General features: G+C 40.9%; 19 protein-coding genes and 1 riboswitch. Of the genes, 6 read left to right on the top strand and 13 right to left on the bottom strand.

The genetic code is table 11. The features are described from left to right. Positions 1-83: 83 nt before the first annotated feature. The 5 genes from GPM24_RS06255 to GPM24_RS06235 all read right to left on the bottom strand — a co-directional run bounded on the left by GPM24_RS06255 (position 84) and on the right by GPM24_RS06235 (position 5628). Positions 84-1196: a glycoside hydrolase 5 family protein gene (locus tag GPM24_RS06255; RefSeq protein ID WP_158825856.1), complete on the bottom strand. Its 1113-nt coding sequence runs from the start codon at positions 1194-1196 to the stop codon at positions 84-86. A gap of 13 nt (positions 1197-1209) precedes the next feature. Next, the gene (locus GPM24_RS06250; protein ID WP_233268745.1) at positions 1210-2403 is read right to left on the bottom strand and encodes a glycoside hydrolase family 43 protein; all 1194 of its coding nucleotides are present in this window, start codon (positions 2401-2403) and stop codon (positions 1210-1212) included. 243 nt (positions 2404-2646) lie between these two features. Beyond that, on the bottom strand, positions 2647-2988 hold the full coding sequence (locus GPM24_RS06245) for a hypothetical protein (protein ID WP_158825855.1): 342 nt from the start codon (positions 2986-2988) through the stop codon (positions 2647-2649). Between the two features lie 400 nt (positions 2989-3388). Next, positions 3389-4825 (bottom strand): carboxypeptidase-like regulatory domain-containing protein, encoded by a 1437-nt coding sequence (locus tag GPM24_RS06240; protein WP_158825854.1) that lies wholly within the window; start codon positions 4823-4825, stop codon positions 3389-3391. A gap of 50 nt (positions 4826-4875) precedes the next feature. Beyond that, positions 4876-5628 (bottom strand): porin family protein, encoded by a 753-nt coding sequence (locus GPM24_RS06235; RefSeq protein WP_233268755.1) that lies wholly within the window; start codon positions 5626-5628, stop codon positions 4876-4878. 400 nt (positions 5629-6028) lie between these two features. Between GPM24_RS06235 and GPM24_RS06230 the strand changes: the two genes are divergently transcribed. Continuing rightward, positions 6029-8923, top strand: coding sequence for an AsmA family protein (locus tag GPM24_RS06230; protein WP_158825852.1), 2895 nt, complete (start codon positions 6029-6031; stop codon positions 8921-8923). Positions 8924-9133: 210 nt separating this feature from the next. Here GPM24_RS06230 and GPM24_RS06225 read toward each other — a convergent pair whose 3' ends face one another. The 5 genes from GPM24_RS06225 to GPM24_RS06205 all read right to left on the bottom strand — a co-directional run bounded on the left by GPM24_RS06225 (position 9134) and on the right by GPM24_RS06205 (position 14786). After that, positions 9134-10297, bottom strand: coding sequence for an AAA family ATPase (locus tag GPM24_RS06225; protein ID WP_233268744.1), 1164 nt, complete (start codon positions 10295-10297; stop codon positions 9134-9136). Continuing rightward, positions 10227-10934 (bottom strand): RNA ligase family protein, encoded by a 708-nt coding sequence (locus GPM24_RS06220; protein WP_158825851.1) that lies wholly within the window; start codon positions 10932-10934, stop codon positions 10227-10229. The genes GPM24_RS06225 and GPM24_RS06220 overlap by 71 nt, the downstream gene beginning before the upstream one ends. A 310-nt stretch (positions 10935-11244) precedes the next feature. Further along, on the bottom strand, positions 11245-11859 hold the full coding sequence (gene prfH / locus GPM24_RS06215) for a peptide chain release factor H (RefSeq protein ID WP_158825850.1): 615 nt from the start codon (positions 11857-11859) through the stop codon (positions 11245-11247). A 5-nt stretch (positions 11860-11864) separates the two neighbouring features. After that, on the bottom strand, positions 11865-13331 hold the full coding sequence (locus tag GPM24_RS06210; RefSeq protein ID WP_233268743.1) for an RtcB family protein: 1467 nt from the start codon (positions 13329-13331) through the stop codon (positions 11865-11867). A gap of 633 nt (positions 13332-13964) precedes the next feature. Next, positions 13965-14786 (bottom strand): hypothetical protein, encoded by an 822-nt coding sequence (locus tag GPM24_RS06205; protein ID WP_158825849.1) that lies wholly within the window; start codon positions 14784-14786, stop codon positions 13965-13967. A 160-nt stretch (positions 14787-14946) separates the two neighbouring features. Between GPM24_RS06205 and GPM24_RS06200 the strand changes: the two genes are divergently transcribed. Next, on the top strand, positions 14947-15387 hold the full coding sequence (locus GPM24_RS06200) for a VOC family protein (protein ID WP_158825848.1): 441 nt from the start codon (positions 14947-14949) through the stop codon (positions 15385-15387). A gap of 227 nt (positions 15388-15614) precedes the next feature. Here the strand turns inward: GPM24_RS06200 and GPM24_RS06195 are convergent, their stop codons facing one another. Further along, the gene (locus GPM24_RS06195; RefSeq protein ID WP_158825847.1) at positions 15615-18737 is read right to left on the bottom strand and encodes a PAS domain S-box protein; all 3123 of its coding nucleotides are present in this window, start codon (positions 18735-18737) and stop codon (positions 15615-15617) included. 453 nt (positions 18738-19190) lie between these two features. Here GPM24_RS06195 and GPM24_RS06190 point away from each other — a divergent pair, with 453 nt between their 5' ends. The 3 genes from GPM24_RS06190 (at position 19191) to GPM24_RS06180 (ending at position 21023) form a co-directional block, all read left to right on the top strand. Then, a complete protein-coding gene (locus GPM24_RS06190) occupies positions 19191-19922 on the top strand; it encodes a helix-turn-helix transcriptional regulator (RefSeq protein ID WP_158825846.1) in 732 nt (243 codons plus the stop codon). A gap of 60 nt (positions 19923-19982) precedes the next feature. Continuing rightward, positions 19983-20402 carry a VOC family protein gene (locus GPM24_RS06185; RefSeq protein WP_158825845.1) on the top strand — a complete coding sequence of 140 codons (420 nt, stop codon included), beginning with the start codon at positions 19983-19985 and terminating at the stop codon, positions 20400-20402. A 468-nt stretch (positions 20403-20870) separates the two neighbouring features. Further along, on the top strand, positions 20871-21023 hold the full coding sequence (locus tag GPM24_RS06180) for a hypothetical protein (protein WP_158825844.1): 153 nt from the start codon (positions 20871-20873) through the stop codon (positions 21021-21023). Between the two features lie 153 nt (positions 21024-21176). Here GPM24_RS06180 and GPM24_RS06175 read toward each other — a convergent pair whose 3' ends face one another. After that, complete coding sequence (locus GPM24_RS06175; RefSeq protein WP_158825843.1) at positions 21177-22070, bottom strand: helix-turn-helix domain-containing protein; 894 nt, start codon at positions 22068-22070, stop codon at positions 21177-21179. An 83-nt stretch (positions 22071-22153) separates the two neighbouring features. Next, a complete protein-coding gene (locus tag GPM24_RS06170; protein ID WP_158825842.1) occupies positions 22154-22921 on the bottom strand; it encodes an SDR family NAD(P)-dependent oxidoreductase in 768 nt (255 codons plus the stop codon). 283 nt (positions 22922-23204) lie between these two features. Next, positions 23205-23320, top strand: a riboswitch (SAM riboswitch). 103 nt (positions 23321-23423) lie between these two features. On the opposite strand from GPM24_RS06170, the gene GPM24_RS06165 reads away from it, so the two are divergent. Continuing rightward, on the top strand, positions 23424-24560 hold the full coding sequence (locus tag GPM24_RS06165) for a cysteine desulfurase family protein (protein WP_158825841.1): 1137 nt from the start codon (positions 23424-23426) through the stop codon (positions 24558-24560). Positions 24561-24562 lie beyond the last annotated feature (2 nt).

The raw sequence follows: 24562 nt of genomic DNA, 5'->3' as shown, positions 1-24562 counted from the left end.
AACATGTTAATGTTAAGCCAATGTTAACAACCTATTTGGGGCAGTTAGCATTGGCCTAATTAAATTCAGTTATAATTAACCAGTTATTTTATGCTCTCTACCTTAGGCCTTGCCAATACGCTTTTTATAAATTGAACCTCTTCGGGTTTGTAAGGCCGGCCGTCTTTATAAAAAATGTCATGAAACCAAAGTTTAGGCTCTCCGCCTTGCGGCATAGGTGTGTCCCAGGCATAAATAGTATTGGTTTTACCAGCTACCAGTCCCCAGTTTATAGCGCCAACATTGGCTTTCTTCAACATAGGTAAAATCTTTTGGAAGGTGCTTCTGCGGGTACGTGCCATGTATTCGGTACAAATCATGGGGCGGCCATGCGTTTTTAATAGTTGCAATACGCGGGTATGCGCGGTATCCGGCTCATACTCATGGTAGGTAATAATATCAGAGTTAAGTGCTTGAAAGGCATTCAGCTTTTCAAAGTCCCAAGCCCATAAGCCGGCAGATATGGGTTGATCCGGATTCACATCACGTGCCCAGGTAAACACCTTGGTTAGCAGCGCCAGCGAGGTATCGTGCTTGGTACTGTTGCCTGGTTCATTATACAAGTCCCAAAGCAAAATGCGTTTATCGTGCTTAAAGGTTTTCATTACATCCTGAAAATAGTTTTTAAGCACATTAAATTGTTTTGGATCTTTTACTTCGCGTACGCCTGGATCCTGTACCCAACCGGAGTTGTGTATGCCGGGCTTAGGCTCCGGCTGCTTACCGGCCTTTGGATTAGGGTTCCAGCAATCATCAAAAAACACAAACATGGTTTGAATGTGATGCTTATTGGCGATAGTCAGATACTGATCAACACGCGATTTAAATCCTTTCGGATCTGCTCCATAAGCTACGCTATGTAAAAAAACACGCATCGTGTTAAAACCAATCCCTTCGGCGTAGCCTAGTTCGCGGTCAATCGTTTTAGGGTCAAAGGTATCCGCCTGCCACATTTCCAGTTGGTTGATGGCTGTACTGGGTATAAAGTTGGCGCCTACAATATACTGGTGCTGATTATACCATTGATTGGCTTTTTCTACCGACCAGATTTTGCCTTCCTGAAGGGGAACTACTGCAGGCTTAGGTTCTTGCTTACAGGCTGTCAGTACCGTAAACATCAGCAACAGGCCCGCTAACAGATGATTTGTTCTTTTCATAGCTTTAGGAGTATTACTTATTCTTTTTGTTTTTGATGATGATAGTTTGATCGTGTATACCTTTAGCTGTTGGCTTTTTCTTGGCGGCCGCCCCCGGTGCTTTAGGCGGCTTAGCCTTCACCAATACCGCTTCGGACGGAACAGGCAATGCCACACCCTCTTTAACAGGTAAACCAAAATTTGGTGTGCCATCCTTATTCCAGGTAAACATTTGCATACGTGGCGAGCGCTTACCACCGCAACCCTGACCGGGCTTGGAGTTGGCATGATAAAGTATCCAATCTTCTTTACCATCCGGCGATTTGAAAAAGGCATTATGGCCTGGTGCATAAACACTGTTTTCTTTGCTTTGGGCAAAAACCGGCTTTTCCGACTTTTTCCATGATTTTGGATCCATTAAATCACTTGATGCTGACGCGCTAAGCATCCCTAGGGCATAATAATCCGTCCAGCAACCGCTGGCCGAATAAATCAGAAATATCTTGTTGTCATGCCTTAATACTTCTGGCCCCTCATTAACACTTACATGTGGCGGGTTATTTTCATCATGCAAATCGCCATACTTTTCCCAATCGTATTCAGGGCTGGATATTTTGACCCGCTTACCGTCAACCGTGTAAGGATTTTTCATTTTGGCAATATAAATATCCTGCTGCCCATTTTCATCGCCATCCCATCCGGCCCAAATTAAATAGAGCTGGCCGTTATGACTAAACACCGATCCATCAATGGCCCATTTGTTGGATGCTTCTGACAGCATACCCTTAAATACCCATTCGCCAAGCAAAGGGTCGGGCGATGCATTTTCAAGCACATATAAACGGTGATTTTTATTTTTACCGTCATCTGCGGCAAAGTACATGTACCATTTACCTTCCAGAAAATGTATTTCGGGTGCCCATATTTCGCTCGAGTAACTTTTACCTATAGGCGGAATCCATATGGTTTTTTTAGGCGCATTTCGCAAGTCGGCAATGTCTTTGGTTTTCCATAGCAGCAAGCTATCACCGTAGGTGTTGGTATAATAGTAGTACCCATCTTTATAAATAATCCACGGATCGGCCCCTGACGGCAAAATGGGGTTGGTGAATGTTTTGATTTTTACTTTTTTCTTTTGCGCATGAGCAAAAGATGTACTAAGTAATAGCGCAGTTAATACGGCTAGCAGAAAGAATAAATTAAATCTTTTCCTTTTAAACAGCATCATTATTTAAGCAAGTCCATTTAATAAAGCCGGATAAACCTTGTTTAAATACTCATCCGGCCAGTTGGTTAGTAAATTGTATTTTGTGTTAAGTTAGGATTTATATTAATATCCTGTTGCGGTATAGGCAAAACTTCATATTTTCCTTTACTGAAATTTGCAAAGCCGGCATCTATGCTAAAACTGATCGAGGTTCATATTGGGCATGGTTGATAACAGCGAAGCCAGCCCAGCGTGTTCTATTACCTAATTTACATACTCATAAGCCCTGTGCCGTAGCATTGGTTTCGTTGAGTCAATGGCATTGAGCTTTGCGCCATACCATTGCATAAAGGTTTGTCCGTAAACTAATGTAAAACCCGGTCCCTGCAAGTCTGAGTATTCAAACAGTAAACTTACCCCTAAAAGCTGATCTTGCCCACCAGCAGCAGTGCGTTCCTTATTAAGCTCGTCTACCAACCACCCCAATGATGGATTTAAAACAATAATTTCAAACTTGTTTCCGTAAGAAATATTGGTCGCAGCTATATCACCATAAATAATTTTAGATAAACAATTGTAAGCTTCATGGCTGTTAAGACAGTGCAATGCACATTATTACCATTCAGTGCAAAACATAAAAATAAGCCGCCTTTGCTGGAGCCTATTTTCAATCGAGCATAACCTTTATTGGCCACAGAACAATGTTTTCCCTAAATTAAAACGTCCTTTACTAGTTTTCTGAATCTTGGGTAATTATGTTTTTTATACTTTTCCACATCTGCAGTCACCTTATCTCACACATCACAATTACCTAACTACCAATCAATTAACATCGTGCTAAACACCTTACAAACGTGTATAAGCTTTGATTACATAGCTTAGGGCTAGATAAGGGCCATGGACGTTCAAAATAAATTATGAATATGTATGCGCAACAAAAAAAACAGACAAACAAAAGAGCCTCTTAAGTTTCCTTAAGAGGCTCTTTTGTAAGAGGTAATTAGCATTAATAAACTTGTTTTTCTCTGCTATCTCCTGAGCCATAATAAAAGTTAACCACTTTTTTGTCGCCTTTATTGTTACTCAAATAGGTGTTGTTAACCGTGTTGTTAACCGCTGTATTCAAATTATTTGTAAAATTCATATAATACAAATTTGAATAAGAATCATAAGGAGTAGCTTTTAATATTACTCCTTTTGCACCAGCTACTAAGTTACCAGAAGCATCTCTTTTTAAGTGGATGTATCCACTTCCACCTTCTGGTGAATAGTAAGATGTTAATTTTCCGTTTGAACCAGCTGTTGCAACTAATTTTGGAGCAGATTCAATAAGGTTTCCGGCTACATCTACCATTTGTACATCAACTTGGGCTTGCGGGTCATATGTAAATGAGTTGATATCGACATATAAGTTATTGTAATAGCTGTAGTTATAAGTGTATAGTTTTTCTATCTGATATTTTCCATTAATATTAGACAGCATTACTTGATTGTAATTGTTGTAATTGTAATAATAACCTGGAATATACAACACTTTTCCTGTTTTATCTGCTGATACTTTAAAGTAGTAATTGTTTGTTACATTTGGATATCCAGCATTAAAGCTGTTTACATTAAAGTATGTTTTTACAGTAGCTATTCGTGGTAAGCTATTAGGAAATGCTGTTGATTGATCGTCGGCAGTTGCATTTACGAAAAGCTTTTGATCAGATGTTACTTGTTGAAAAGACAACGTGTACCCATTAATAGCAGCCGGAATTTTTATCGAGTAAGTACCATCTGCCTTAGTGTAAGCCGGATAATAAACGTTATAACTTCCCGAAGAGCTGTTAGAAACACTAGCAGAGGCTGTAACTAAAACGTTTTCTCCTACTTTTTCAGGAGTAGCATTGGTTAAATCTGTCTCAATGTATAAAGTGCCGGTAATTTCATTTGACAGGTCAGATGTATTCCAAAGTTTGGCAGTTCCGGCAGTAATGTTTTGCTGTAGTATTTGAGTTGCCGCATAGCCTGTTTTTGAAACCATAAAAGCTGATGTAGGATATAAGTTTAAGGCAGAAAAGCTTGCTACTCCCTGAGCATTTGTTTTAGCAGAAACTATTTTGCCTAATGAAGATACAGTAACGTCAGCATCAGCTACCGGCGCGTTTGTATAAGCATCAACAACAGTTACACTATAATCTTTTTGATTGGCCAAAATAGCGTTTCGCCTTTGTAAACTGTCTGTCAATTTAAGCTGGTTAAGTGTAGCTGTGTTAATTAATTCTTGTAGTGCAGTAGTGCCTTTTTGCTTAAGTGCTTCCAGATCAAGCTCGTGCTGATACTGCATATTAAGTAATTCTTTTTGTGCCTCTATTGCATCACGTTCATTAAATTCATCTTTAGAACATCCTGCAAGAAGCATGGCAAGCGCCATACCGATAAAGGTAAACTTAAGTTTCATAATAAGTTTTTTGTTTGTGGGTTTTAAGGTATAACAGAGGGTATATATGCTTATTTAATAGACATAACAACACCAACTCTTGAAATAAAAGAGTTAGTTCTGATATTGTTGCCAAATCCTGTTTTTTCCATGTAAGAGTAGTTTTCTCTAACAGGGCTCAGGCCATTTAAATACCTGAAGTCTATTAGCAGTTTTAATTTTGAAGATAGTGGCAGCTTTACATTTGCACCTGCTATAAGGTTAAATCTGTTGCTTGTAAAAAGACTGGTAGCACCTTGGTTACCAGTAACTGTAGCAATAATATCTTCTTCCGGAAGCAAATTGCCAGTCTTTTGGTAATGCTCCGTTACATTTAGAGTATAAGCATAACTACCGCCTGCGTAAATAGAAGGTTGCCAGCCTTGCTTTAACTTTATTCTGTAATTAAGTAAAAGCGGTACTTCAATACTATTTAACTGATAAGAGCTATTTTTAACATTCTTTGTGGTAAAACTTTCAGGTAAACCAAGTCTGGTATCATCTTTAAAAGTAATCATTTGGCCGCCTTGCTGCATATAATTTACCTCTAATTGTAAGGCAAAGTTTTTGTAAACATAGTAGTTTGCTAATATGCCGCCATTAAACCCGGTATTGTAGCCTGTATGCGGCTGACCTTTGGTAAATCGATTCAAATTTAAACCTCCGGCTACTCCCAGTTCAAACTTGTTATCTGACAAATTAGATGCGGTAGCGGGTTTATTTATTTTTGTGCTTTTCTTTTGTGCTATTGAAACGTCTGTTAAGGAAACCAACGCGGAAACCATTAAAAAGAAAATAACATGACGTTTAATATTGTGAGCCGAACACAAAGGGGCTCTGCGAGAGGTAAGCATTATCGTAATAAGGTTGGCTTTTTAATTTTTTGCAAATATATAAAACCAATCATATTTATCGTTACATAAGGAATTATAAAATAATATAGCACTAATACAATATTCTATCGATTAAAAAACAAATGCCTTTATCGGTATTTATAAAAAAAATATTTTGAGTAATTAGAAACTAAAAGCTCATTCGTTCATAAGTTACATATCTAATCTCTTGGTGCTTGGCAAAAGAAGTTTTCCCTTCATTATCATAAATGGCTTGGTTTTAGATAGCTAAAGTCTATCCATAACTTATAGGTGACGCCTACTGTTAAGATTAAATGTAAGATATCGATTTATGGAGAAGCTTAAAAAACCAATTTTGAAGACCTTGAAATGGCTGGGAATTTTCGTAGCATCAATTCTGTTCCTGATGTTTATTATTCCAATCTTATTTCCTGGAACTATATCTGAGCAGGTTAAAATATTTGCAAATAAGCGCCTGGCCGGAAAACTGGATTATAAAAAAGTGCACCTTACCTTTTTCCGGCACTTTCCTTCGCTTACCGTTTCTGTAGATGATTTGTTGCTTAAAGGGTCTAAGCCTTTTCAGCAGGATACGTTACTGGCCGCGAAAGAAGTGGCGGCGGGTATCAACCTTAAAAATTTGATTTTTGACGGCGAGGTTAAGATCGATGAAATTTATGTCAACGATGCTTATGCCAATGTTTATGTGAATAGTAAAGGGCAGGCCAACTATAACGTGTATGTATCTGAGCCGTCTAAAACGCCACAGGATACCACCGGAAAAGGTACATCCATAAAACTCGATCTCATCAAATTTAAAAACTGGCATATTAAATATACCGATCGTACGGCTCAAGTATTAGTGGATGCAAAAGGACTGAATTATACAGGGCAAGGTGGATTGAGTAAAGATATCTTTGATTTGAAAACTGATCTTAAAATAAATCAGTTAGATTTTAGCCTGAACAGAATATACTATGCCAAGCAAAAGGCCCTGCATGCCGACCTGATTACGAGAATTAATACCAATGCATTAACTTTTGTACTCAGAAAAAACGAATTGAAGATCAATGATCTCCCTTTAAAATTTACCGGTTTTGTAGCCATCCTCAAGGATGGATATGATTTGGATATCAAAGCTGCCTCAGAAAAAACTACCATTCGTGATATGATTTCTGTGCTGCCGCCACAATACCTGGATTGGGCAAAAGACACCAAAATAGAAGGTAAAAGCAATTTGTTTTTTGGCCTGAAAGGCAGGTTTAGCGAACCCAAGAACTTGAAGCCACATTTTACAGCACGTTTGCTGGTTAATGATGGTGTTATTTCCAATGCAAAGGCGCCTGTGCCGATGAACAATCTTAATGTTGACTTGAATATTGATTTGCCCTCTTTAGACGTGGAGCAGTTAGGATTGGATCTGAAAAAACTAAGCTTTGATCTTGGTCAGAAAAACAACTTCAGGGCGGTGGTTAAAACTAAGGGGCTAAGCAATATGAACGTAAATGCCAATATAAAAGGTGCGGTCAATTTACAAACGCTAGACGCGGCCTTAGGTTTAAAAGACTTTGATATCAGGGGTATGATGAATGCCGACGTAAAGGCAAACGGTATCTTTAACATGGACAAAAAGCTATTTCCGAAAACCGACGGATACCTTGATTTGAAAGACGGCTGGCTAAAAACGACCTCTTACCCAAATCCTATCACCAACATCAATTTAACAGCTAATATTAAAAACACCGATGGTACCTTTAGTAGTCTTGAAGTAAAACTTGATCCTTTTAAGTTTGATTTTGAAGGAAATCCTGTATTTGTTAACGCTGATCTGCAAAACTTTGAAGATCTGTTATATAAAGTACGTGCAAAAGGGGTTTTAAATGTTGGTAGGATCTATAAAGTTTTTGCAACAAAAGGGGTAGACGTTAGTGGATTGATAACGGCAGATTTATCCTTGAACGGCAGGCAAAGTTATGCTACCACGGGCCAGTACAGCAAGTTAGATAACAAGGGAACTTTAATCCTGAAAAATATAAAAGCCAGTACCGAATACCTGCCTAGGTCATTTTATATAAAAGAGGGCAACTTCCAGTTTGAGAATGAAAAAATGTGGTTCAGAAAGTTTTATGCCACTTACGGAAAATCTGATTTTTCGTTGAATGGCTATCTGCTGAATACCATCAATTATTTTATTGAACGCAGAGGAACACTTCATGGCAATTTCGCTTTGAATTCCAATTATATTTTGGTTGATGAGTTTATGGCGCTACAAAGCGGCGACAATGGCGATAAATCAGTAGAAGTTGAAGATGCAAAAGCCGAACATCCAAAAAGCAGCGGCGTTGTAATTGTTCCTAGAAACTTAGATGTGTCTTTAGCCGCTAACGCCAAAAAAGTAAGATTTAACGGCATGAACCTTAATCAGCTTAAAGGAACTGCTGCTGTAAAAGCCGGGCAAGTTTATTTAAAAAACACATCCTTTGACATGATAGGCAGCCGGATGAATATCGATGCCCGTTATCAGAATGAATCTCCGTTAACTGCCAATTTTGATGTTGCCTTTAAGGTGCTAGATTTTAATGTGCAAAGGGCTTATAAGGAAATTGACATGGTACGCAAAATGGCTACATCTGCAAAAGATGTGAGTGGTATTGTATCGCTCAATTATAAGTTGAAAGGTGATTTTGATGCAAACATGAATCCTATTTATCCTTCATTAGAAGGTGGCGGCGTGGTAAACCTTCGGGATGTAGCCGTAAAAAACATAAAAATGCTTTCGGTAATTGGTGACAATGTGGGGGCCGATGCCTTTAATAACCCTGATATGAAGGGCGTAAATATAGAAACGCATATCAAAGATAACCTGATTCACATCAATGAATTTAAATTCAAAGTATCCGTTCTACGACCTGCCATTAGCGGAACGGCAAGTTTTAACGGACTGTTGGATATCCTGGTAAAAGTAGGGTTGCCGCCTGCGGGCTGGATTAGTGTTCCGGTTGCCGTAACCGGAACGAGTGAGAATCCTAAAATTAAGTTTTTTACCAGAAAAGGGCAGGGCATTATTAATGCTTTGTACAACAGAAAATCGAATAAAGTGATCCGGACAGAAAAGCGTGCTGCAAAAAAATCAGATCACGAGCAGCGTGAAGAAAAGAAAGCGCAGGAAAAGAAAGCTAAAAATGCAGAGAAACGAGTAGAAAAAGACCTCAAAAAAGTTAAATAATATAAGTCTTTTAGCGCCGCAGGATCAGGAGACCGACGTAGATTTTCCAAAACCGATGTTGCGAAAATGCTATGAATTTTGAAATAGGCGCTCATTTAACGAGCGCCTATTTCAATTTAATTGGATGTAGCTAACTTACCCACTTATACAAAACAAGCCTGAAGATGAACTTATACTTGATTTAATTAGTTATTTCAAATACTAATCGCTCTAAGAAATTTCTAAGTGTACTTTATGTGCTTCCCATTGCGCAGGTATCTCCAACTTATCAATCATTTTTTCTACGGCAATCTCTGGAACAACACTCTCTCGGCTGATGTTCTGAGCATGCAGTTGCGCATACGGCACCTCTACATAAATAATCTTCACCTTCATTTTATAAGTCAAGAACAAATCAATCAACTGCATGCGCATTTGCCGGGTAACATTGGTGGCATTCCAAACAAAGGATTGCTTTTTACGCAGATAAACTTTAGCCAACTCTTTAGCTGCCTGAATAACACGTCCATTGCCCAATTTGTCTGCTGGAGATATTCCTTTTTGCACCCTGATGTCATCTAATGACACCACTGGTAAATCACGGTAATGCTGCCAAACATAATTATCTTTTCCGGCACCTGGCAAACCGCTCATCAGTATTACTTCGCCTGTAGGCTCTTCAAACGGCACATAGTCAGCATAGGCTTCTTCATGCTGTATGTAGTACATTTTGGCGGCGTCGGTCGCAAAGTTTCGGACAATGCCCCAGCATTGCTGTTCCTGGCATAAGGCCTCAAAACATTCAATTTTGTACAAAATTTCCTCTTGGTCGGCACACACGCGGCCCAGCACATCAGCTCTGGCCAGCAGTGCCAGCCAGGCAGTATTTACCTCCATACTTGCCATGATAGCGGCCTTTGCCGGATCGGGCTTTTCAAATAGCCACAATGGTAAGCCATGATAACGCACCAAACCAACAATTTGCTCGCGTATAAAAAATGGCGCAGGAATATCACGATACAACAACTGCCGGGCTTTTAACGCCCCTTTTTTAGCATGCCCGTTTGAGGTAACGCGTCCGTCTGCTTCAATTACGGTTGTGCTGTGCTTTTCTACATCATGCAGTAAGGCAGCGGCCCACACTATTTCTTGTTCCTGGGGAAGCAACCTTTGATAAGCAGGCTGTTTAACTAAAGCATCTAATACCATTTGGGTGTGTATGGCCACATTACCTTCGGCATGGTACATCGGGTCTTGCGGTACGGTACTCATCCGCTTTACCCAGTCAAATTGCTTTTCTAAATAAGTCCAGTCTTTATGCTCACTAATTTGCCACATACGCGCCTCCTTCATCTTTAAGCTTATTCCTGCGCCAGTTTCGTGTCCAGTGCTCATCCGTTTTTACATGTCCTTTGCGTACGTATTTAAACACGTTTTGAGAAAAAGTATCTGTTGTATAACTCTCTGCATTCCGGCTAACAATGCCTTCCATTGTTACCGGCTCACCGCTAAAAGCATCGTAAGGATCCAGCAAACCTCGGCCTGATACTATTTTTTGTGCATCCTGTTCAAATGTTAAGCGATCAGCAGGAGGCGCTACCATACCTAAAACCGGCACAGTAGGCAAATCAAGCAAGTTCGCATAAAATTGCGTTTCTTCCCAGCTTAACCAGCGGTCATGCTCACGAACGGCAAATACATAAAAGTGATTTTCCAGTTTGCGGTATTCGATAGAATGCACCGCATACAGGTTCTCCAAAAATATTTCCAGCGAACCTAAATCATGCTTAACCAGTTGCCAAAAGCGGCGCAAACTTTCCGTCCATGGCGAGGTAGTAGGCGCCGCATGCGAACGGGCAAATACGCCGTACTGGTTCAGACAGTTATTTTCGCCGTCTAACTTCTCGGTGTGTATAAGGGTAGGGATTTTTTGCAGATGCTCCCAATAGTCGTGCTGTATCCTATCGTCGCTGGTAGTACCCGGCGAAAACGGATAATGATACGTACGACCATATTTTTGTGAAATAGCCATGTTGTCGTCATTAAATAAATAGAAATAAGAATTGCTTTTCCTCTCCATTTGGGGCGGAGAAGATCACTAACATTTAGTATGTGACAGCAATTACATGACGCAAGACTTTAAAGAGTTTTAATAATGCAAATGTACAAATTTTGGGGGCAATTATATTTGAAAGCCTGTTGGCTGGTAACAGGCTTATCTTACCACTTGCATACAGATACGGCACTAGTATTAACTACCGTATCTGTAAAGTGGTTATCTATTTTAATTAACCGAACACATTGATGTAAACCTAAATTTGATTAGAAGAATGCCTGCTGGTTTATAGTTGCTCTTTGATCACTTTCACAGCGTTACCCCGCTCTAATACGTGATGATTGAGCCATTGTTGCTGTTGTTGCTCCGTTAAATGTGCCATTTGCAAGGCCTGCACTTTAGCCTGCAAACGCTCAATGCATAATTTTTTGTTTTCGAGCTGCGAGCGGCTGTCCATAGCCAATACCTGTAAGCCCGATGGTAGGTGTATGCCACGTACGGCGGTTTCTACCTTGTTTACATTTTGCCCGCCCGGCCCGGAAGCGCGGCAGGTTTCCAGCCGGATATCGGCTGCATTCCAAACAGGCAGTTCCTTAATATTGAGCACAGCAACACCTACAAACCAATTTTTGCGTTTATGAGCTTTACGGTAGGGACTTGGCGACACCCACTGTACTGTGCCCTGCCACTCTTCAATGAAGGCATTCAAATTCCCACCCTCAGCAGTGAAGGTGGCAGATCGTAAAGTATCTTTTGTATCGGCCTCAACAATGTCTAGCGTTTCTGTTTTAATATTTTGCTGCAGTGCCTGTTTAAGCATTAGCTGTTGTACTTGGGCTACAACCCGGCAGCATTCTGCCGGGCCTTTACCTGAGGTTATTTGTATAACTACTTTTTTCATTACGGTTATTCTTTGCTCATTCTTACTATTTTGGGCATAAACCTACCCTGTACGTCTACTAAAGCGTGTTGAGCGCCCATTACTTTATCAATGTTTTTATAAGCCTGCGGATTCTCTTCCACACTACCGCCTATCAGCGTTACATCAGCGCTGGATAGCAGCTTTTTCATGCCCGATACAGTCATGCTGTCTTTTGCCTTTTGGCGGCTCATAGTCCTACCGGCACCATGTGATGCAGAATAAAGGGCATCAATAGCGCCCTTACCGGCAACGAGATAGGCTGGCGTGGTCATGCTGCCGGGAATAATACCTAGCTCGCCTGCATGCGCAGGTGTAGCACCTTTGCGGTGTACAATCACTTCGTTACCGTTGGCTAGTTGATCTTTCCAGGCAAAATTGTGGTGATTTTCAATCACGCAAACTGCATTTAGTCCTAAGGCTTTAAGTAGATTGGCATGGATGTGCTCATGGCAGGCGCGGGCGTAATCGCCGGCCAATGTCATGGCCAGCCAGTATTCCTGGCCGGCTTCGGTATTCATATCCAGCCAAGCCAGCGGTTGGGCATGGCGGGGTAGTTTGCAGGTGTTCATGGCCAGCTGGGTGTAGTGCTTGGCAATAGCTGCGCCTAAACCCCGGCTACCTGAATGCGACAGCAGGGCCACATACTTTTTGGCCGGCAAACCCAGTACATTATTTTCGGCAAGCTCAATAGTACCAAACTCTACAAAGTGGTTGCCGTTACCGGATGTGCCTAATTGCCTTACAGCTTTGCCGTGCAGCGGTCGCAAAAAAGACAACTCTCGAAATACCGGGCTATCCAGTACCTCATGCTCCTGCCTTATGTCTAAACCGCCTTCCATACCAAAATGAGTATGATCTTTCAATGCTTGTTTTGCCTGATAAGCATACCGGTTAAAAAAGCTATCGCTTTCATCAATAATAGATAGCGCCATACGGCAGCCAATGTCCATACCAACAGCGTAGGGTATAACGGCATTATCGGTAGCCAGTACACCGCCAATAGGCAGGCCGAAGCCCATATGGGCATCGGGCATTAGTGCGCCTTGAACGCTTACAGGCAGTTGCATGGCCAGTTCCATTTGCGAATGGGCTGCCGCTTCTATATGTTGCCTGCCATAGGTTTTGTATGGCAATGGCTCATTGCGTAATTCATAAACGCTAAATGGTGTTTCGGCAGGTTTGCCAATTATTTTTTCGGCTATTTTGCCGGTTATGGCATCGTTCAGATACTGCTCCGGCTGCTGCAGAATGTCGGCCAGCAGGCTAAGCAGTTGATCATTTGTATGATGCTTAAAATTTTTGGCAGCTATACCTACCACCAAGCTGCGAAGCTGGTTATCGGTATAACCTATTTTAGTTAAATCTTTGGTTTTTAAATTGCCCATGTGCGGGTGTTTTGTTTTATGCCGAAGAATCAGCTGTAGCTTACAACCTTCGGCTATTGTTTTCATACATCCTTTAGTGCAACCTGCGCCGCATTTACGTTAAGAAATGGCATGGCTATTCAGGCACACTTGCAGGTTGTGCGTTTTTAAAATAATGGAATTAAAAATCGAGCTTTAATTCATCCCGGAGATGGGATATACCCTTTCATGGTGCTATCAGGCTACCAAACTACCAAGCAGGCAAAAGCAATAGATATCCGTTGCATAAAGCAACAGGCATTAACATGTTTCCAATAAATAAAAACAGAATGCTGCCTGCCAGTTAGGCAATGAGCGAAAGGGGCGATATGTGAATACGTTCAGTCATGATTCCTTGATATTTAATGGGTTAACAAATCAGGAATTGCTGCAAAGATATAAAAATCAATTTATTCAGTAAAAAAGAATTTTTATAGCTCAGATATTCAACAGCAAAGCCCAATAAGGCTGTCGGCTTTGTTAGAATGTATGGTTAACCACGGTTTTGTTAGTTTATTAAAAACATGATGGAAACTGGGCTTTACCTTAAGAAACTAAGGTGACATTTGATATGCCAAGGCGGCGCCGTACAAGTACAAACGGCTACCTTGATCACTTTGACTTTGTATAAGGCAAAACTTTTGTATTCTGCATTTAAAAGGCGTAAAAACTTTTATATCATTAGTTCTTCATCACTTTTTTCCACTCGGCTTGGGTCAGAATTTCTAAATACTCATCGCGAAAGTGCCATGCAGATACATACCCGGTTGAAACAATGAAACTGATTACCCAAGTGGTCCTAGGCTTCCATAATTTGAATGCACAAATATCTGTTGCAGTAATAAAAGGGCTAGTTTCACCTAAATGCAGATGCGAGGATGCCTTTATCGCCTCTTTACCACCGGCTCCTAATGGAATAAGATTATTATGAAGCTTTGTTTTTTTAATTATGTTATTGTCTTTATTAAAGATAATCAGGTAATCATTTCCTAATAAAACTTCATCCGGTGCTGTTTGCGCAGTGATGACATAGACTTTTTTTGCACCATTTCTTATAACAGGAACAAGGTTTAGACTGATATTTTGATAAAATTTAAAAAGCGTGTCGTTCAAAACAGTTTGTTCAGCTTTTGACCGGATTGTATAAAAGTCTTTTTCAATTTCGGTGAATTTTCTTGTAGTAGTGTCTATTTTGTATATAGATGAATCCAGTCCATGATTAAATTTAACTGTCGCTATTACTACAGGATATTCATCTTTAGAAAAAAAGACAGTGGCTATTCCTTTTTTTGTCTCATAAGAAAAATATCCACCAGAAAGAAGCTTTTTACCACCAAAACCGGACGCGAAAATTTGCGTACTGTGTCCTGACGCCCATTCAGAACGATAAAGCATTTCTCCTTCCGCCTTGATACTATCCGCAATCTGTTTTAATTCACTTTTTTGAGCTGTTGCATTTTGCACCAAAAAAAACAGGATAATTACTGTTAACAATTTTTTCATAAATGGCGAAAAGGTTATGAGTATTCTTGAGTATAGTATTTTATAGATTATAGATAACGTTTTACAAATAAAATAAATTAGTTTTAAACCTTTAGAGCAACATTTATATAAGCTAAATCTTTAATTACGGTCTTAGTAAAAAAGCAAATCCATGCAAATCATGAGAACAATTAATCCTTGGATAAACTTCAATGGCAACGCCGAAGAAGCATTTACTTTTTACAAATCTGTTTTTGGCGGAGAGTTCACAAAGATTGTTCGTTTCAAGGACTTAGCAAGTGATGAATTTTCGGTAGCAGATAATGAAGCCCACAAAATCATGTACATTGCTTTGCCTATTGGTAAAAACAATGTATTAATAGCCAACGACGTTCCGGAGTTTATGGGCCGCGTAAATGAAAATGAAAACAGGTCAAAAATATTAATCAGTGTAGAAAGCAGGGAAGAAGCAGACCGAATCTTCACCGGACTATCAGCAGGCGGGGATATTGAAGGCCCTATTGGCGACAGTCCGTGGGATACATATGCCGGAATGTTCAGAGACAAATATGGCATTGAATGGATTGTGGAATTTGATCCCAATCAAAACGAACAGGTTTAACTGAAAATTGATAACGCTTAATAAGCCCCGTAAAGAACAGCAGGGTTCATTCAAAATTGAACATTCTTAAATACAGTTAGTGTTTTCACCGAGTCATTAAAAAAGCCTCTGATGTTTGTCAGTGGCTTTCTGAGTAGCAGGAGCAGAACAGATGTCGAACCAATTAATGGAGGTTCTTGAAGCCAATAATATTGTGTGATACTGAACACCTCAGATTGTTGCAAGTTTCAATTACTGTGCAATTGCTCTAACTGTACACGCGGCAAGGTTATGCTAATAGTAGTACCTGATTGTGCGGCGGAGGAAGCCTGAAACTTACCGCCCAATAATGCCACCCTGTTCCGTATGGTCTGTAAGCCTATTCCTTTATCTTTAGACTTACGGTTTGTAAGCCCTTTACCATTGTCTTCAACTATTACCAACACAGCCTTTTTCGTTTTTTCAATTTTAATGTTGCTATGGGTAGCGTCTGCATGTTTAACTACGTTCATCATCAGCTCCTGAACCATCCGATAAATGGCTGTTTCCAGATAGCGGTCCATCTTACCGATGATTCCGGTAAAGGAACAACTGAATATAACCTGTCCGCTTAGCTTATGGCAAATGTCTTGTACTGCCTCTTTCAAGCCAAAATCCTCCAAAATGGCCGGTGTTAGTTCATGCGATATCCGGCGGCTTTCTTTGATGCAATCTGTAATCAGTTCTTCTGCCTGGCGCAGTACTTGTTCGTTATGGGCTGGGGAGGCAGTTGGTTTTAAATCCATTTGATGGAGGGATAGCTTCACACCATAAAGCATTTGGCCCAGCCCGTTATGCAAGCTTTCGGCTATACGTTTGCGTTCTTCTTCCTGCGTGTTCAGCGTATTTCTAAAAATTTCCTGCTGTTGCTCGGCCTCTATGTTACGCAGCTTTTTCTCTGCCTCAACAGCTGCCGTAATATCCATATCTATGCCTAATAGCTTAAACGCCACCTGTCTTTTGTCATAAAAAACGGTTCCCTTAATGCTAAGTGTTTTGATTCGCCCATTGACGTTGAAGTTGACAGATTCTTCAAAGGCTGCCTGCCCGGTTTTGATATGATGAATAATCCGTAAAACCCTGGGCTTGCTTTCGGGTGTTACGAAGCTTAAATAAGTATCGGGCTTTACCTCGGTGCCAACGGGTAGTTCAAATAAATGATACATACCGTCAGACCAAGTGAATCTGGCCGCCAAAATATCGTACTCCCAGCTACCGGTTTGCGCAACCTTTTCTGCCTGCTCCAGCAACGCCAGATTTTTCAGGCGCTCTTCTTCTGCATGTTTCCGCTCGGTGATATCCAGGTTAGTGGCTACCAGGCCATCATCCATTTTCACAAACATGCATGAAAACCATTTATTGAACCCCTCGTGCGGATAAAAGTATTCTGTACCTTCAGGCTGGCCGCTTTCCATTACCCGCAGCATCATATCAAACAAGCCTGATGCCTTGATGCCCGGATACTCCTGGGTATATAATTTTCCAATTAAATTGGTTCGGTGGGTTTCCCTTTCCAATTCCTTGTTCACCAGCATCAAACGAAAGTCCAGAATAGTGCCATTGTCGTCTCGCTCAGCATTTAAGATAGACATGCCGATAAGGCTGGTATCAAATACCGACTGCAATCGTTCTTTTTGCAGTTTCAGGTCTTGTTCTGCCAGTTTACGTGCGGTTGTATTACCGGTGGAAGTAGCAACGCCATCGTTTAATTTTACTACCGACTGGTAAAACCAGCCGTTAAACTGTTCATGCACATAATGCCTTTCATGTTGCTGAGCAATACCCGTTTGGGTTACCTCTTTAAAACTGTTGAATATGCCTTCTTCAACAACCCCGGGATTATGTACCAGCAAGCGCTTTCCGGTTACATTTCCGTAGTACTTCTGAGCAACATGGTTATTTAAAAGCCACTCAAAATCCACTATCTCACCTTGCTGGTTACGGATGGCTTTAAACACCTGGATCATCTCCAGCGAGCTGTCAATTACCGCCTGCAGTAGTTCCCGGCTTTGCTGTACTTCCAGTTGTGCCAGTTTGCGCTGGGTGATATCTTCTGTATTCATCAGAAAGCCATTGTCCATTTTAACTAATATTTGATGGAACCAGCCGTCGAACTGTTCATGATTATAGTACTGCTCATGGTCTATAGTGATGCCTGTTTCAGTTACCTGAACAAATTTGTCGAACAAGCCCGTTGGTACTACACCCGGACTTTCTTCAAGCAAGCTTTTGCCGATCACATCAGGATTATAGTCGTTCCAGGCTTTATTGGTCAGCGTCCAGCGAAAATCAATAATCTTTCCTGATGCGTTTCTGACAGCCTTAAATCCCTGAAAGGTATAGGTAGAACTGTTTATGGTTGTTTGCAGAAACTCTTTAGCCTGTACCAAATCATGCATCCGTTCATTCACCTGCTGCTCCAGCAACACATTCGATGCTTTAAGCAATTCTTCAGAAAGCTTGCGATCGTGAATATCAGTGGCCGCCCCAAACCATTGCACTATGTTGCTTTGCTCATCCGGCAAAGGCTCGGCCTGAATAAGAAACCAGCGGTATTGGCCCGATGCATTGCGTATGCGATGTTCCTGCCGTAACGGGCAGCACCTATCAACGGCGTCTTGAAAACTTTTTAAAGATTGCTCACGGTCATCGGGATGTATAACGCTAAGCCAGCCATAATCTGATGCCTCTTCATGCGTTTGCCCGGTGTAGTTTAGCCAGCGGTCATTATACCAATAGGTTTCACCTTTTTGATCATTGCTCCAAAGCAAATCCGGCACCAGGTTGGCAATGGCTTTAAAGCGCCTTTCAGAACGGCGTAAACCTTTTTCCGGCAATACACTATGTGTTATTTCTATAGCAGTGCCGTAAAAACCGACGACGTTACCTGCCTCATCCCGAAGTGGTGTCCAGGAATAAGTCATCCACCTATCTCCTAAAGTTGTTTCCTTGCCCGGTGGTATAAAAAGCTGATTTTCTATAAAAACTGATTCGCCAGACATAATCATCTCTAACCAACTTTTGTTTGGCGCGTGCGGTGCAGGCCATAGCTCAAAGTATGGCTTTCCCAAAGCAGCAGGATGCTCGGCTCCGATCAGATCAATATAGGCATCGTTATATAACAGATTAAACTGTTTGCCATAACCAATACAAGCCGGTTGCTTCATAGCCAGCATGAGTTCAACCGATGTTTTCAAGCTTTGCGGCCAGTTGCTGAGCGGCCCAAGAGCGGTTTGCTCCCAAGGATGATGGCGAAAAAGTTGCACCATCTTACCAGAGCCGTAAGGCCAAACATTAGTGATGCTGTTATGGATAGGATGCAAATTGCGCATAAAAGGAACATTAAAAGGAAACGGCGAGATCAGTAAAAGAGAATATAGTATTCAAGAGCGGAGTAGATTTTTAAACAACATAGGAATACCAACTATGTTTGCGTACACAATACTGCCTTTGATTGGCTCATTTGGATTTTAGCTATCAAGCAAGTCTGTTTTCCGGACAATTTGTAAAATACTTTTAAATAGTTAAGCTCAAAGGAAGTTTAGTGAACGTTTTATGAAACATTGCTGGCTGCACTAAAACTTCTTATAAAGTGTTTAACCTTATGTAAAGTCTATCTTAACAGGCAGTTAAAGCAACATGAAGGAGTGAGTCCAATTCAGTTCTGAAAGTTGACAGCTTTTAAAGCAGCCTAAAGATTGATATATCTTCGTTGACTCTTTGGAAAGTAGATTGAGTCATAAACCGGAATACGGTAAATTTACAAACTTTGTGATGGCCATGCGATGAATGATAGCGATATAAAACGAATTTCAAGACTTACAGCAATAGTTACCCAACTACAAACCAAGCGACTCATAACAGCTACGCAACTTGCTGATCGTTTTCAGGTAAGTGTCAGAACTATTTACCGAGATATTAAAGCACTTGAGCAAGCTGGTGTTCCGATTTTAACACAGGACGGAAAAGGGTATACGCTGATGGAAGGTTACCGGGTGCCTCCTGTGATGTTTACAGAAAGTGAAGCCAGCGCTTTGGTAATTGCAGAGCAAATGGTGACAAAAAGCGGAGATAACTCTTTGGTTAAAGAATATCTCGCAGCAATTGGCAAAATAAAAGCCGTACTTAATTTTCAGGATAAAGAGAAAATGGAGTTACTATCTAACAGGATAGCGATCAGCCCAATGGTGCACGCTAGCGGATTCAGCGACTCACTGACGCTAATTCAAAATGCACTTACTTCTTTTAAAGTGCTTAAAATAACTTACTGTTCCCCTGATCAAACCGCGACATCTGAGCGGCTTATAGAGCCTTTTGCCTTGTATTACAGCTTACAGGAAAAGTGGCTACTGATTGCTTATTGCAGATTAAGAAAAGATTTCAGGATGTTCAGGCTAGACAGAATACTCAAAATTAGATCTCTTGATTTAACCTTTGAACCGCACAAACTAACCTTGGAACAATATTTAAAAGAAAAACAAGAAAAATTTATTACCCCTGACATACCCTTGTCATAACGCTGCGCCATTTTTGTATTTGTAAAAAGAAACATTCTTGAAAATATTAAGCGCAGAATTATGAATCTCACTTCCATTAGAATCATTACCAATGATGTAAAAAAGCTAGTAAACTTTTATGAGCAGCTAACCGGAATAACAGCCATACAATACACAGAAGACTTTGCTGAACTAAATGCCCCGTCGGCAACATTGGCGATTGGAAGCACCAGAACATTACAATTATTTGGTGGCGATGAAGTGGCTAAAGCCGCTCAAAATAAGACGGCCATTATCGAGTTTATTGTAAAGGATGTAGATGCGGATTATGATAGATTAGTTCAGCTGTTTAATGATCGTATTGTTATTGTGCAGCAGCCAACTGTAATGCCTTGGGGCAATAAATCTCTTCTGCTAAGAGATCCGGATGGTAATCTGATAAATTTGTTTACACCTGTTACTGTAGAAGCCATCCGAAAATTTGAGGGAACAAACCGTTAAAAGAAAATCCGTATCTGTATAAGCCTGCATGGCCACAACAGGATTTGTAATTCTATTTATTAGATGACCTTCCACTGATTGGTTGGATCGGTAGTTATTAAAGTTTAATAATCTATTAATACAGCGAAGAAACTAAGCCTAAACAACTGTCATCTTTTAAAACTTGTAAGGTTTAGCGGGAGAAGATGAGCAAATTAAGAATCCATAAAAAAGCCCCTGATTTTCATAAGAGGCTTCTTGGGTAGCGGGAGCAGAACTCATAAATTCCGCTTCCTATTAGAAAGAAATATGTATGCAACTAAGGATGTTAACACTAATAAAATGCCTGTTGTAAGATATGCTTTGCTATTAGTAATTGCATGCATTCGCCTATCTCCGGTATATGCTATAATAGCCAGCATGCCCACGATGAATCCTATTGAGCAACTTATTTTAGCAATTCTCATAGAGATAAACTAAGCTTTATACTTGCCAAACAAAAAAGCCTCTCAGATTTCTCTAAGAGGCTTTTTACTTACTTGGGTAGAAGGAACCGGACAAAAGTCGAACTTTTTAGCTGATTTTCAAGAAGTTCAATCAAGAATCGAAAAGATTGAAAATAATGCTTTACCTAAAATTTAATACAACAGGAGATTGCTAAGTAAAAATGAACATCATTATAACTTTAGTCGAGCCTTTTATTCTATATTTCTTGGACAGCAGCTGTAACGTTTTTCCGTTTTGCTTGATAGTAATTCTGCTGTAACGGACAGCTTTAAATCATCATATTAGGATTTAATTTAGCGCCCGATATGCTTTAGGTGATTGACCCGTTTTGTTTTTAAACAGTTTGGTAAAATGAGAGGGATGTTCAAATCCTAGGTTAAAAGCGATTTCGCTGATGGAATGGTCGGTGCTCCACAACAAACTTTTCGCTTTGTCGATCAACTTTAAATGAATGTGCGTTTGGGTGGATTGCCCGGTATATTTCACAAGCAAATCAGACAAATAATTTGCGGATAGATTTAGCCGCTCGGCAAAGTATCCCACATCCGGCAACCCAGTTTCCAGTAATGATTCCATTTTAAAATAATCTGACAATAGCCGGTCAAACCTTTCCACCAGATCATTGGCCGGTTTTACACGGGTCAGAAACTGACGATCGTAAAACCGTGAGGCATACGACAACATTAACTCCAGGTTAGCCAGGATCAAATGGTGCGAGTGAGCATCTAAAGTATTGCCGATTTCTTTATTGATGTTTTGCAGACAGTTTTCAATCACTGTTTTCTCCGCATCAGAGACATGAAGCCCTTCGTTAAAATCATAACCAAAAAACGAGTACTGGGTCAATGAATGTCCCTTTACGGTTACATGAAAAAAATCAGGGTGGATAAACAGCCCCCAACCTTTGACCTGATTTGCAGGGTCGGGCAAAAGAACTTGATTAGGTGCGGTAAATAGCAGCGTCCCTTCTGCAAAATCAATGTCAGTACGGCCGTATCTAAAATTCCCATCCACTTTCTTCAAGGTGATCGCGTACAAGTAAAGACGATAGGCGACATTGGGCTTGCGATGCGTTCGGTCTACTTGTCCCATGTCCACAATGCTGATCAACGGATGCAGTGGTTTACTGTACCGAAAAAAATCATGTAGGTCGGCGATCGATCTGACATCTGAATATTCCATAACGACGTTACATACTTGAATATATAAAGCTATAAAAAAATTAAAGCACCGGCAATTATCCATGGCAACGGTGCCTTAACAAGTCAAATCATGATGCCGCCACCTACTTCAATACGTTGGGCATTGACGAACCGACTGTCATCCGATAGCATAGACGCCACAAAAAGTCCTATATCATCTGCCACGCCAAGCCTGCCCAGTGCTGCTGCAGCCGCTACTTGCTGACGTTGCTGCTCATCTCCTTTTCCGCCACCAAATTCCGTATCAATAGCGCCTGGTGCTACACTGTTCACCCGGATTTTGCGGCTGGCATATTCCTTGGCAAAATATCGTGTTAAGGTATCCAGCGCTGCTTTCAATGCGCCATAAACAGCTGTACCTGGGAAAGAAAAACGGGCGAGACCTGATGAGATATTGATAATCTGTCCTCCATCAACAATCAACGGCAATAACTTTTGTGTCAGGAAGAATGCCCCTTTTAAATTGATATTTACTAATTCATCAAAAATTTCTTCGGAGGTATCGCGGATCAGCGACCTTTGGGCGATGCCTGCGTTATTGACAAGGTAATCGAAGCTATCACGGTTCCATACTTTAAGTAATACCGCTGATACTTTGTTTGCAAACTCGTCAAAAGTACCAATCCGACCCGCATCCAAGTGTACCGCCACCGCTTTACCGCCTGCTTTGATTATTTCATCTACGACGGTCTGCCCGTTTTCCGGCTTATTGTTATAAGTCAGAATTACACCAACGCCCCGTTTTGCTGCGTTGATAGCAATGCTTTTCCCAATCCCGCGGCTGCCGCCGGTTACCAGAACAATTTTTGATGATCCTCCTTCTGTAGTCATTGTTATATTTTTAAGTAAGGCAAATTTCATGCATATTTTAAGGAAGCACTTGTACCTTTTACGGAAGTCTGTATACATTTCTCTGATGATATCAGCAATCGCTTGTACCTGTGACCTCATTATGGCAGCGATATCATTATTAGGGAGAAAAAATTCAAAATTTTTTGGTAGAAGAACAAGTGCACTTAAAAACACGACAAATATTATTGAATTAAAGTCTATTAAATCTATAGAATTTATATTTTAATCATATATTTGCTGCAGTAAACGATAGTTCTTTGTAAGCTTATCCAGAAAGACTGAGGGAAAGGCCCTGCGACGTCTTAGCAACCTATACGGCATTTATGGCAATATAAGGTGCTAATTCCTGCTTTTGCTTATGCAAAAGATAGATAAGATAACAAGTACTCCTGCTTGTTAAAATTGTTGAGCTGTGCTACAGCCCTTGTCTGGATTTGTGTTACAAAACTTTCTGATTTTTAACAAGCAGCATCCGAAAACTATGAGTATTTATTTAGACAACGCAGCTACCACACCACTCGACGCCGATGTGTTTAATGCCATGACTCCGTATTTGCTTAACCATTACGGTAACCCGTCGTCGCACCATGCGCAGGGGCGGCACGCCAGGCAGGCTATTGAGCAGTGCAGGGCAACTATTGCCGGATTGATCAACGCGTTGCCCGAAGAAATTGTCTTTACCTCGGGCGGTACCGAGGCTGACAATACCGCTATCCTTACCGCTGTACATGGTTACGGCATCCAGCACGTCATCACTACCCGTTTTGAGCATCACGCGGTGTTACATACCTTGACTGATCTGCAACGCAAAGGACTGATTAAAATCAGTTTCATCAAGCACGATGCTAAAGGCAATCTTAACCTCGGGCATCTGGAGCAATTGCTGCAAACTCATCCGCGTAGTTTGGTATCGGTGATGCATGCCAATAACGAGATAGGTAACTTAAACGATATAGCTCAAATAGGCGACATCTGCGAACGGTATGATGCCTTGTTCCATACCGATACGGTACAAACCATAGGGCATTACCGGCACGATCTGCAAAAATTGAAAGTGCATTTTTTAGCTGCCTCGGCACATAAATTTCATGGACCAAAAGGGGTTGGGTTTATTTTTTGCCGCAAGGGTATCCATCTGTCACAGCTTATTCATGGCGGCGGACAGGAAAGTCGCTTACGTGCCGGGACAGAAAATATTCATGGTATTGTAGGGCTTACCAAAGCTTTGGAATTGGCTTATGCACACATCGATGAGCATCAACAGCACATCCAAAATTTAAAAAACTATATGATTGCCCGTTTATCCGACGAAGTGCCTGGCGTAACCTTTAACGGTAACTCGGCCAATGCCGATCAAAGCCTGTACACTGTACTTAGCGTAGGCCTGCCGGAACTAAACTACGGGCGTAACCTACTGCGATGTTTGGATGATGCCGAAATTGCGGTATCGGGCGGAAGTGCCTGTTCTACCGGATCAGCGTCGCACGTACTGCAGGCCATTGCTGCCGCTGATAATAAAGATCATGTCCGTTTTTCGTTCAGCAAGTTCAATACCCGACACGAGGTTGACCATGTGCTGGAAGTACTGCACCAAATTTATCAAACCTTAGCCGCTTAAAT

Source organism: Mucilaginibacter lacusdianchii, from assembly GCF_009770985.1.
Lineage (GTDB): Bacteria > Bacteroidota > Bacteroidia > Sphingobacteriales > Sphingobacteriaceae > Mucilaginibacter > Mucilaginibacter lacusdianchii.
This window is presented reverse-complemented; position numbering and strand designations above follow the sequence as displayed.

What these genes read in the sequence shown, in the direction of transcription:
- GPM24_RS06250 (WP_233268745.1), bottom strand. Translation starts at nt 2,403, where the DNA reads ATGATGCTGTTTAAAAGGAAAAGATTTAATTTATTCTTTCTGCTAGCC.
- GPM24_RS06170 (WP_158825842.1), bottom strand. Translation starts at nt 22,921, where the DNA reads ATGACTACAGAAGGAGGATCATCAAAAATTGTTCTGGTAACCGGCGGC.
- GPM24_RS06175 (WP_158825843.1), bottom strand. Translation starts at nt 22,070, where the DNA reads ATGGAATATTCAGATGTCAGATCGATCGCCGACCTACATGATTTTTTT.
- GPM24_RS06240 (WP_158825854.1), bottom strand. Translation starts at nt 4,825, where the DNA reads ATGAAACTTAAGTTTACCTTTATCGGTATGGCGCTTGCCATGCTTCTT.
- GPM24_RS06200 (WP_158825848.1), top strand. Translation starts at nt 14,947, where the DNA reads ATGAGAACAATTAATCCTTGGATAAACTTCAATGGCAACGCCGAAGAA.
- GPM24_RS06220 (WP_158825851.1), bottom strand. Translation starts at nt 10,934, where the DNA reads ATGGCTATTTCACAAAAATATGGTCGTACGTATCATTATCCGTTTTCG.
- GPM24_RS06185 (WP_158825845.1), top strand. Translation starts at nt 19,983, where the DNA reads ATGAATCTCACTTCCATTAGAATCATTACCAATGATGTAAAAAAGCTA.
- GPM24_RS06235 (WP_233268755.1), bottom strand. Translation starts at nt 5,628, where the DNA reads ATGGTTTCCGCGTTGGTTTCCTTAACAGACGTTTCAATAGCACAAAAG.
- prfH (WP_158825850.1), bottom strand. Translation starts at nt 11,859, where the DNA reads ATGAAAAAAGTAGTTATACAAATAACCTCAGGTAAAGGCCCGGCAGAA.
- GPM24_RS06190 (WP_158825846.1), top strand. Translation starts at nt 19,191, where the DNA reads ATGAATGATAGCGATATAAAACGAATTTCAAGACTTACAGCAATAGTT.
- GPM24_RS06255 (WP_158825856.1), bottom strand. Translation starts at nt 1,196, where the DNA reads ATGAAAAGAACAAATCATCTGTTAGCGGGCCTGTTGCTGATGTTTACG.
- GPM24_RS06195 (WP_158825847.1), bottom strand. Translation starts at nt 18,737, where the DNA reads ATGCGCAATTTGCATCCTATCCATAACAGCATCACTAATGTTTGGCCT.
- GPM24_RS06205 (WP_158825849.1), bottom strand. Translation starts at nt 14,786, where the DNA reads ATGAAAAAATTGTTAACAGTAATTATCCTGTTTTTTTTGGTGCAAAAT.
- GPM24_RS06225 (WP_233268744.1), bottom strand. Translation starts at nt 10,297, where the DNA reads ATGAGCACTGGACACGAAACTGGCGCAGGAATAAGCTTAAAGATGAAG.
- GPM24_RS06210 (WP_233268743.1), bottom strand. Translation starts at nt 13,331, where the DNA reads ATGAAAACAATAGCCGAAGGTTGTAAGCTACAGCTGATTCTTCGGCAT.
- GPM24_RS06165 (WP_158825841.1), top strand. Translation starts at nt 23,424, where the DNA reads ATGAGTATTTATTTAGACAACGCAGCTACCACACCACTCGACGCCGAT.
- GPM24_RS06230 (WP_158825852.1), top strand. Translation starts at nt 6,029, where the DNA reads ATGGAGAAGCTTAAAAAACCAATTTTGAAGACCTTGAAATGGCTGGGA.